Raw genomic sequence first — 7,869 nt, 5'->3', positions numbered from 1 at the left:
CGCGAAGACGCGGGCATGCCCACCCCGCCGCTGGCCTCTCCAACAGGACGCGCCGGTGAGGCCAAGACCACGGTCGGCGCCTGATCCTGAAGCCGGGCAACGCCACGGCGGGGCCGGCATCACTTCGTCGGCGAGTGGAGTGGCGGTCGTCCTTTGGGACGGCCGGGGATCGCAACATCCCGACGACGGCCGCGGCGATGCTCAGGCCGCTGGATAATGGTCGCCCTCCGGGACGACCGAGGATCGCAACCCATCCGTGCTGGGGTGCCCCGCTGCCACCCGAGGGCGTGGTGACCGCGCCCAAGGATCGCAACAAGGCCCCGACCCCGCCGCCGATATCGTCGTCGCCGAGTGGCGGCCGTCCTCCGGGGCAGCCACGGATCGCAACCAGAAGCCCGGCTCCCCGTTCGTCAGAACACCCTCGGGTGGGCGGCCGTCCTTCGGGGCGGCCGCAGCAGATCGCCGCCGACTGCCTTGCCGCGCTCGCGAAGGCCGACAAGGACGCCGAGAAGATCGCCAACGGCGGCTGACCGACTGCCCCGCATCCCGGGCGCCAGCCAAGGTCCGTCAAGGGGAACGGTGCGACCGATACCGACGCCGTTGAAGATCTTCTACACATGATCAAGATCGTGCATAATGCGTCACGCGCGTACATATGTTCGACCACGGGAGAGACGTGAACATCTTCAAGCGGGCAGCCCGCGCGGCCGCCGCAATGGCGCTTTCGGTGGCCGGAGTAATCGCCCTCGGCGGTACTGCCCACGCTGGCTCATCCGGCCAGCAGTTGATGATCGTGGACAACAAGAACACGACAACCTCTGTCAAGATCATCGGCCTCGACCAGAGCGGCAACAGCGCCCAGGGCTGCTTCAACACCCCCGACTTCAAGAACGCCATCAGTGGCTGGTGGTGGCAGGGCAACGTCACCGTAGTCGCCTACAACGGCCAGAACTGCACCGGCGGCGACAACTGGTCCGGCTCCACGAACGTGCCCGCCAACCGGCCCGGTGGGGACTGGTGGGCCATAGTCACCGGCGACAACTCGCCTGCAGCCACCCAACAGATCGAATTCTTCGACAACCAGGGCATTGCCTACTCCATGTACGTTGAGGGCAACAACCAGGCGAACCAATGGGTCGGCCACTGCGTGGCAACTCCCGGCTGGGACAGCCTCGACAGCAACTGGTGGTGGCGTGGCGAGGTGCACATCACCACCTACCCGACCAGCGACTGCTCGGGCTCCTCGAACGGCTACTACGTGCGGTACGTCAACGGAAATGGCTCAAGCGCATACTGGTTCGGCGTCACCGACTAGCGGATCGTCTCAGACCGCAGCACCGTACGCCTCGTACCGGGGGCCGTGCTTGTGCAGGTCTCCCACTACCTGCCCCCGGCACAGGCCGGGCAGCACAAGACGGCGACCAACGGGCTGGGCTGAGGACCGCCGCGTGAAACCCGCCCTCGGCTGAGCCGAGGGCGAGTGATCACCACCTAGGCACACTGGGCACACCATCCCCGCGGGTGCGGGGATGGTCCCGAGTGACTTCTGCGTCAGGGCCAGGTCGAGTCCTGCTCCCCGCACCCGCGGGGATGGTCCCCTTCACGTAGAACCGGTAGTCCGACTTCTGGTCTGCTCCCCGCGCCGCGGGGGGTTGCGTCCATGTGACGAGGATTTTTAGTTGGCACAAAAGAGGGATAGTTGGCACCAAGATCACGATCGTTCTCCGAGGTGGCGGCGCATCACCTCGATGCACACGGCTCGGGCGGCGTTTGATCGGTCTCGCGGATACGGCACCCCGAGGTTCATGCCGCTGCCGGTGGTGATCGGCGGCTGGTCCCAGGCGAGACTCATCTGTGCGCCGGCCTCCGCTCGGGCCGTGGCCACGAGCGTTGCGTAGGGGCCCGTCACCGCCGATGCCTCGATCTCGAGCCACGCCTGGTGGAAGGCCATCTGAGTCAGTAGGCCGCTGACTTCGTCGGTGAGCTGTTGTCGTACGGCGGAGGAGGACTTGGGGCGACGCCGTATGCGGTACGGCATCTCCAAGTACTCCTCGACCGCCGTCAGGGCTTCGGCGAAGGTCTTGGCGCGGCGTTCCCTGCGTACGGCCCGCTGGTTGAGGGCGTACGTGAGATAGGCGCCGAAGAGAGCGATGCACGGAACGTTCAGCGCGGACGTCTGGGCCCAGATCCAGCTGCCGTCCGTCGCCTGTGCCGCCGCGATGACCGCCACGCACCACTCTCCGGCATGCCGTGAGGAGCATCCTCCATCAGCCACTGACCGCCGTGTTCACCGCCGGTGAGCCGCCAGTAGTGTTCGAGGAGACAAGTGTGTGCGGACTATCTCGATGAGGTCCAACAGCCCTTTCGAACTCGTCCAACGCCGCTCTTCCGGGTCGCGCGGATACCAGGGGCGGAGGGCGTCGTCGAACTTGTACCGGTGCTTCGAGGGAACCCCGGGCTTGGCGTACGTCAGTGAGTCGCGGCGGTACGAGTGGCGGAGTGCGTCACCGAATTGGCGCCGGGCGTTCCGTTCGAGCGGGGCCCATCATGCCGTGACGAGGTCGGCGGACCGGAAGAGATCGGATCGACGCCGTTTCGCATGCGAGCGGTGTACAGCAGGTCGTTGAGGTGGTCGATCTCGTGGTGGATGAGGAGGGAGAGGCCGCCCGCCACGGCGCGCCAGGTCCGAGAGAGGGGGGCGGCACTGGTGGGACAGCCGGTGCAATCGAGTTCACGGTCGCGGAGGTTCGGCGGTTTCTGGCAGTTTGTCGTCCCCGGCCGCCTCAGCTTGGTGGCCGCCGAGGGCGATACCATGCCCTGAGCTGGTCGAACGGGCGCCGACGCCAAGCGGTCGCATGCCGCTGTCACTGCCTGCGACGCCGTGGCACGATCGAGGGGCGGTCTGCAGAAGGCCACCCCTGACCGCTCCGCGGCCCTCATCCCTGAGCCGCCTGAGGAAACCCGCAGGTCAGACAGGGAACTCCTGCTGGAGTATCAGCCGGTTCTGGATCAACCGGTGGCCAGGGTCAGGCCGTAGGCCTGGAGTATCGGGTTGACGGGCTGGAAGTAGGTGGTTCCGCCGACGGTGCAGTTGCCGGAGCCGCCGGAGGTGACGCCCTGGGCCTGGTTGCCGGAGATGAACGAGCCGCCGGAGTCGCCGGGCTCGGCGCACACGCTGGTACGGGTGAGGCCGAGCACGCTGCCCTGCGCGTAGTTGACGGTGGCGTTGAACTGCTGGACGCTGCCGCAGTGCCAGCCTGTGGTGGAACCGGAGCGGCAGACCGAGGAGCCGATGGGGGCGACGTCGGAGCCGGAGACCGTCACCGTGCCGCCGGCGTAGTTTTTGACCTGGGGCTGGGCCGTCCAGGTCGAATCGGCCTGCACCCACGAGTAGTCGTTGCCGGGGAAGGTCGAGCCCTGGAAGGTTCCTATGGAGGTGCCGTCTGGAGCCGCGGCGCTGGAGCCCGCTTGTCCGCAGTGGCCGGCGCTGACGAAGCCGGGCTGGCCGTTCTGGGTGACTGGGAAGCCGATCGAGCAGCGGGCGGCGCTGTTGATGAAGTAGGCGTCACCGCCGCGGAGGTCGGCCAGCGGGCGGGGGGCGTCCGAGGCGCGGACGACCCGGACGAGGAAGTGGTCCACTCCGGACCTGGCGAGGAAGTCTTTGGTGCGGTTGGTGTCGGTGGACTGGACGACGACGGTGTTGGCCGCTTGGTCGACGTACCACAGCGGCGTGTTCTTCGGGGTGGCGGTGCGGGCCGCCGCGTCGAGCGTGGCCTTGGCCCGGTCGAGCGTGGCGAGGGAGTTGCGGACGACCCGGGCTCGGCCACCGTCCGCGACTATGGTCCGGGCGGCGGCGGGGTCGGTGGTGGCGACCGTCAGGGTGGTGTCGGCATTGCTGAGCCAGGCGCCGGCCCAGCGGTTGCCGAGTGCCCGCTTGAGCGCTTCCTGCGTCGCGGCGGCCCGGGCTTCGCCGGCCAGGCGGGTTGCGGCGGCCTGCGGAGTGAGGCCGAGGTCGCGCCGGAGCGCCGGGAGCAGGGCGGCGGGTACCGGGGCCGCAACCTCTTGATGGGCCGTCATGGCGTTGGCGATCGCAGTGTCGTTCGTGCTGGCGCCCGCCGGTGCGACCGTGGCGACCAGCGCGGCGATGGCCAGGGAACCGGCGGCAACCGCTGTGTGACGTCGGAGCATTGGGGTCTCCTTTGAGTGGGGGTTGCCGGAACCCTAGCCAGGATGGAAAGCGCCCGGGACATGTCAAAGTGCCCCTCTGTCGGCGCTATGGACCTGGCTGTAACACGGGAGGAGAAGGGCCGGTCAGGGCGTCGCGTCCGCGCGGGTTCTGAGCGGGTCGGGGCCGGACGGGGTCAGCGGTCCGCCGAGAGTGGAGCGCCATGCTCCCCGAGCCGTACAGCCGTTTCCTCCTGTCGCCGCAGCCATGCCGCGTACACCGGATTGCGGGCCGCCGCCTCCGCGTGTGCTGCTCTGGCGTGGCAGAGCAACTCGTCCGCGAGGCGCACCGACGCATGCGGGCGCCAGCAGATCAGCTGACGCCAGCTCAACTGCGGTGGTGCCAGCGGAACGGCCACGGTGCCGGCGGGCGGCGAGAACGTCGCCCGGCACAGGGCGGCGGCCCGGTTCGAGAGGACGAGGTGAAGGCAGGAGGCGGCGTCGGCCTCGTACACCGACCGGGGCAGGAAGCCCGCGCGGACGCAGGCGGCCGCGAAGCACTCTCCGAAGCAGCTCTCGCCGGGCGGCAGTGCCCAGCGCTCATCAGCGAGCTGTTCGAGCCTCAACTCCCGCTCACCTGCCAGCGGATGCTCCTCGTTGAGCAGGGCGAACACCGGGTCGACGGCGATCTCCCGCCATTCCAGCCGTTCGTCGCCCGTCGCATTGCGGTGCCCGCAGTACCCGGTCAGGGCGACGTCCAACCGACCGTCGACCACCCGGGTCACCAGCTCTGAGGCTGACATGGACGATTGAGTGCTCACCACCAGCTCGGGCCGGGCTGTCGCCAGTCGGTCGACCAGTGCGCCCAGGAATGGACCGTGGGTCGCCCCCAAGTGCAGTTCGCCGTCCTCGCGCGCCGTGGTCGCGAACCGCAGGGCGTCCTCCTGCAGTTGACGCATCGCGGGCAGCAGAACTCGGCTCCGCTCCAGCACCAGAACACCCAGCGGGGTCGGCTGTACGCCTTCCCGGCCCCGCTCGAAGAGCTTCCCGCCCACGGCGGCTTCGATCCGTTTCAGCTGGCTGGAGAGCGCCGATTGCGCGAGTCCCAGGCGGTCCGCGGCTTTGGTCACGCTTCCGGCATCACCGATGGCCCGGATCATCCTCAGATGTCGAAACTCCAGCTCCATGGGCAGACCTATACGGTAGAAAGTCGGCGAATAGTCGTCGGGGCGAAGATTTGACGAGAGTTCGGTTCGTGGACGACGTCCCGCAGGACCGCCGAAGCAGCGACCAGATCACGGCGTCGTGATGGTGCCCGTTCAGGTGCACGAACCCCGCAGATGCTCTCCGGGAGGAATCCCGCCGACGAGGTCGCGGGCCCGCCACACCGTGCCCATGCCGTCGGCTCCCAGCCGCACCATGAGTTCGAACCGCTCGGCCACCACATCGCCGACCATGTGTTCCCGCATCCGGGCCATGAAACCGATTCCTCGCTCCGCGCGCCTCCGGACCGGTCCCGTAGAACCGGTGGTGCACGTCCTTTGCTCGTTGCCTGCTGTTCGGGGGACCACCGGAAGTCTGCCTGGAGGAACCTGAGGATTCGGTGAGGCGTCCCCACCAGGGCGCGGGCGCCGCGTCAGGGCCGCTTCTGGTCCCGGACGGGCACGCTCAGGAGGAACCGGGACCCGCCGCGGGCACTGGGGACGACGGTGAGCGAGCCGCCGTGCGCGTGGGCCACCCAGGCGGCGATGGACAGCCCGAGGCCGCTGGAACCGGAACCGCTGTGGAAGCGTTCGAACAGGGACTTCGCCTGACCTGGCGGTATGCCGGGGCCCGCGTCGTCGACCGTGACGGTGCCGTCTACGGTGACGGTGATCTCGACGTCGGCGGGCTCACCCGGGGTGTGGCCGTGGGTGAGCGCGTTGCCCAGCAGGTTGGCGACGGCACGGCGCAGCAGTCCCGCGTCCGCGAGGACGACCACGGCTTCGGCCCGGACGGCCACCCGGTGCCCGTGCGCCGGGGTGTCGGCGACGACGGCATCGACGAGCTGGTCGAGTCGCAGTGGCTCCCGTTCCAGCGGGACGGCGCCGGCCATCAGTCGGGCGCGGGTGAGCAGGTCGTCGACCAGCTCGCTCATCCGGGTGGACTGGCGCAGTGTGCGGCGCAGCACTTCGTGGCTGTCCGCCTCCCCACGCAGGCCGGTCTCGGCGAGCAGTCGCATCGAGGTGATGGGGGTGCGCAGGTCGTGGGCGGCGTCGGCGAAGAAGGCCTCTTGCTGGTCGAGTGCCGTGAGCGCCGGCCGGACGGCGCGTCCGGCGAGCCAGCGGCCGGCCATGGCCGAAACGGCTACCAGGACCGCACAGGCGATGGTGAGGAGCAGCGTCAGCCGCCTGTGGCTGTCCAGGTGCCCGGAGGTGTCGAAGGCCGCGACCACCACGGCGTCCGTGGTGCCGGCCGGTCCGGTGACGGGCTCGGCGGACAGGCGCAGCCGGCGGCCCTTCGGTGTGGTCGCGGTGCTCAAGGCGCCGTGTCCCTCCCGGGCGGCCTTGGCAGCGGCCTCCTGCAGGGCCTGGGCGGGGACGGCCAGGCAGGGCCGGCGCGGTGAGACCACGCGGGACAGGCGCCCGCCACTAGCGGTGAACAGGGTCACCGGGGGGCAGTCGTACGCACCGTCCTTCGGGGCCGGGTATGCGAGGACACCGTCCTCATCAGGGGTGAGGCCGGCGGCGATGTCGCTGGTCCTTGTCTGCAGGTCGGAGTCGACCTGGTCGCGCCAGGACGCGTCGTCAGCGTGCACCGCGAAGACCGTCATGCCGATCAGGCCGAGCGCGCTCACGAGGGTGAAGAGCAGAGTGATGCGTCGTCGCATCCGGTGGATCCGGCCGGTCGGCGTCGGCGGCGTCCGGCGGCGTGTCCGGCCCGCCGCGACGCGCAGTCTCATGCCGGAGGCTCCAGCCGGTACCCGATCCCGCGGACGGTGTGGATCAGCGGCGGATCGCCCAGCTTGCGACGCAGCTGGGAGACCAGGACCTCGACCACGTTGGAGTTCGGCTCGGTCAGCTCGTCCCAGCAGCGCTCTATGAGCTCGGTGCGCCGCACGGCCTCGCCGGGCCGGGCGGCGAGGATTTCCAGCACGGCGAACTCCTTTACGGTGAGAGTCAGCAGGACGCCGTCGCGGTGGACCGTGCGGCGGGCCGAGTCGACCTCCAGGCCGCCACAGCGGACCACTGAGGGCCGGACGGCGGCGGTGCGCCGGCACAGGTTCCGCACCCGGGCGACCAGCTCCGGGACGGCGAACGGCTTGACCAGGTAGTCGTCGCCGCCCGTGGCGAAGCCCTCGACGCGGTCGGCGACGGAGTCGCGCGCTGTGAGGAAGAGGACCGGTACGGTGCTGCCGTCCGCCCTCATCCGGTGCACGTACTCCGCGGAGTCGCCGGACGGCAGCATCCGGTCGAAGACGACACAGTCGTAGCCGGTGATGTACATCGCCTCGTCGGCGGCGGGGAGGTCCCCGGCCTCGTCGACGGCCAGTCCTCCGCCGCGCAGTGCGGCAGCCACGGCGAACCGCAGGTCATCGTCGTCCTCGACCACCAGTACGCGCATGTCGGCCAGGATAGGCGTCGACAGGCGCCGAGGCGTCGGCGAGGACATGAATGCGCTCACAGGCTCCGGTGGATTCCTGTCGTCACCGCTGAACCCTGTCGT

General features: G+C 69.5%; 7 protein-coding genes. 1 reads left to right on the top strand and 6 read right to left on the bottom strand.

Annotated features, from left to right (window positions below; all coding sequences use genetic code 11):
• Nucleotides 1-676: 676 nt before the first annotated feature.
• Nucleotides 677-1,315, top strand: coding sequence for a hypothetical protein (locus LE548_RS40015; RefSeq protein ID WP_225101965.1), 639 nt, complete (start codon nucleotides 677-679; stop codon nucleotides 1,313-1,315).
• Between the two features lie 396 nt (nucleotides 1,316-1,711).
• Here the strand turns inward: LE548_RS40015 and LE548_RS40010 are convergent, their stop codons facing one another.
• The 6 genes from LE548_RS40010 to LE548_RS39985 form a co-directional block, all read right to left on the bottom strand.
• Nucleotides 1,712-2,230 (bottom strand): hypothetical protein, encoded by a 519-nt coding sequence (locus LE548_RS40010; RefSeq protein WP_225101964.1) that lies wholly within the window; start codon nucleotides 2,228-2,230, stop codon nucleotides 1,712-1,714.
• A gap of 779 nt (nucleotides 2,231-3,009) precedes the next feature.
• Nucleotides 3,010-4,188 (bottom strand): S1 family peptidase, encoded by a 1,179-nt coding sequence (locus LE548_RS40005; protein ID WP_225101963.1) that lies wholly within the window; start codon nucleotides 4,186-4,188, stop codon nucleotides 3,010-3,012.
• Nucleotides 4,189-4,361: 173 nt separating this feature from the next.
• Complete coding sequence (locus tag LE548_RS40000) at nucleotides 4,362-5,351, bottom strand: LysR family transcriptional regulator (protein WP_225101962.1); 990 nt, start codon at nucleotides 5,349-5,351, stop codon at nucleotides 4,362-4,364.
• 132 nt (nucleotides 5,352-5,483) lie between these two features.
• Nucleotides 5,484-5,642 carry a hypothetical protein gene (locus LE548_RS39995; protein WP_225101961.1) on the bottom strand — a complete coding sequence of 53 codons (159 nt, stop codon included), beginning with the start codon at nucleotides 5,640-5,642 and terminating at the stop codon, nucleotides 5,484-5,486.
• A gap of 158 nt (nucleotides 5,643-5,800) precedes the next feature.
• The gene (locus LE548_RS39990; protein ID WP_225101960.1) at nucleotides 5,801-7,105 is read right to left on the bottom strand and encodes a sensor histidine kinase KdpD; all 1,305 of its coding nucleotides are present in this window, start codon (nucleotides 7,103-7,105) and stop codon (nucleotides 5,801-5,803) included.
• Nucleotides 7,102-7,767, bottom strand: a complete 666-nt coding sequence (locus tag LE548_RS39985) for a response regulator transcription factor (protein WP_225101959.1) — start codon at nucleotides 7,765-7,767, stop codon at nucleotides 7,102-7,104. The genes LE548_RS39990 and LE548_RS39985 overlap by 4 nt, the downstream gene beginning before the upstream one ends.
• Nucleotides 7,768-7,869 lie beyond the last annotated feature (102 nt).

It is taken from the genome of Streptomyces sp. CoH27, from assembly GCF_020181035.1.
In the GTDB taxonomy this organism is placed as follows: domain Bacteria; phylum Actinomycetota; class Actinomycetes; order Streptomycetales; family Streptomycetaceae; genus Streptomyces; species Streptomyces camelliae.
This window is presented reverse-complemented; position numbering and strand designations above follow the sequence as displayed.

What these genes read in the sequence shown, in the direction of transcription:
- LE548_RS40005 (WP_225101963.1), bottom strand. Translation starts at nt 4,188, where the DNA reads ATGCTCCGACGTCACACAGCGGTTGCCGCCGGTTCCCTGGCCATCGCC.
- LE548_RS40000 (WP_225101962.1), bottom strand. Translation starts at nt 5,351, where the DNA reads ATGGAGCTGGAGTTTCGACATCTGAGGATGATCCGGGCCATCGGTGAT.
- LE548_RS39995 (WP_225101961.1), bottom strand. Translation starts at nt 5,642, where the DNA reads ATGGCCCGGATGCGGGAACACATGGTCGGCGATGTGGTGGCCGAGCGG.
- LE548_RS39990 (WP_225101960.1), bottom strand. Translation starts at nt 7,105, where the DNA reads ATGAGACTGCGCGTCGCGGCGGGCCGGACACGCCGCCGGACGCCGCCG.
- LE548_RS39985 (WP_225101959.1), bottom strand. Translation starts at nt 7,767, where the DNA reads ATGCGCGTACTGGTGGTCGAGGACGACGATGACCTGCGGTTCGCCGTG.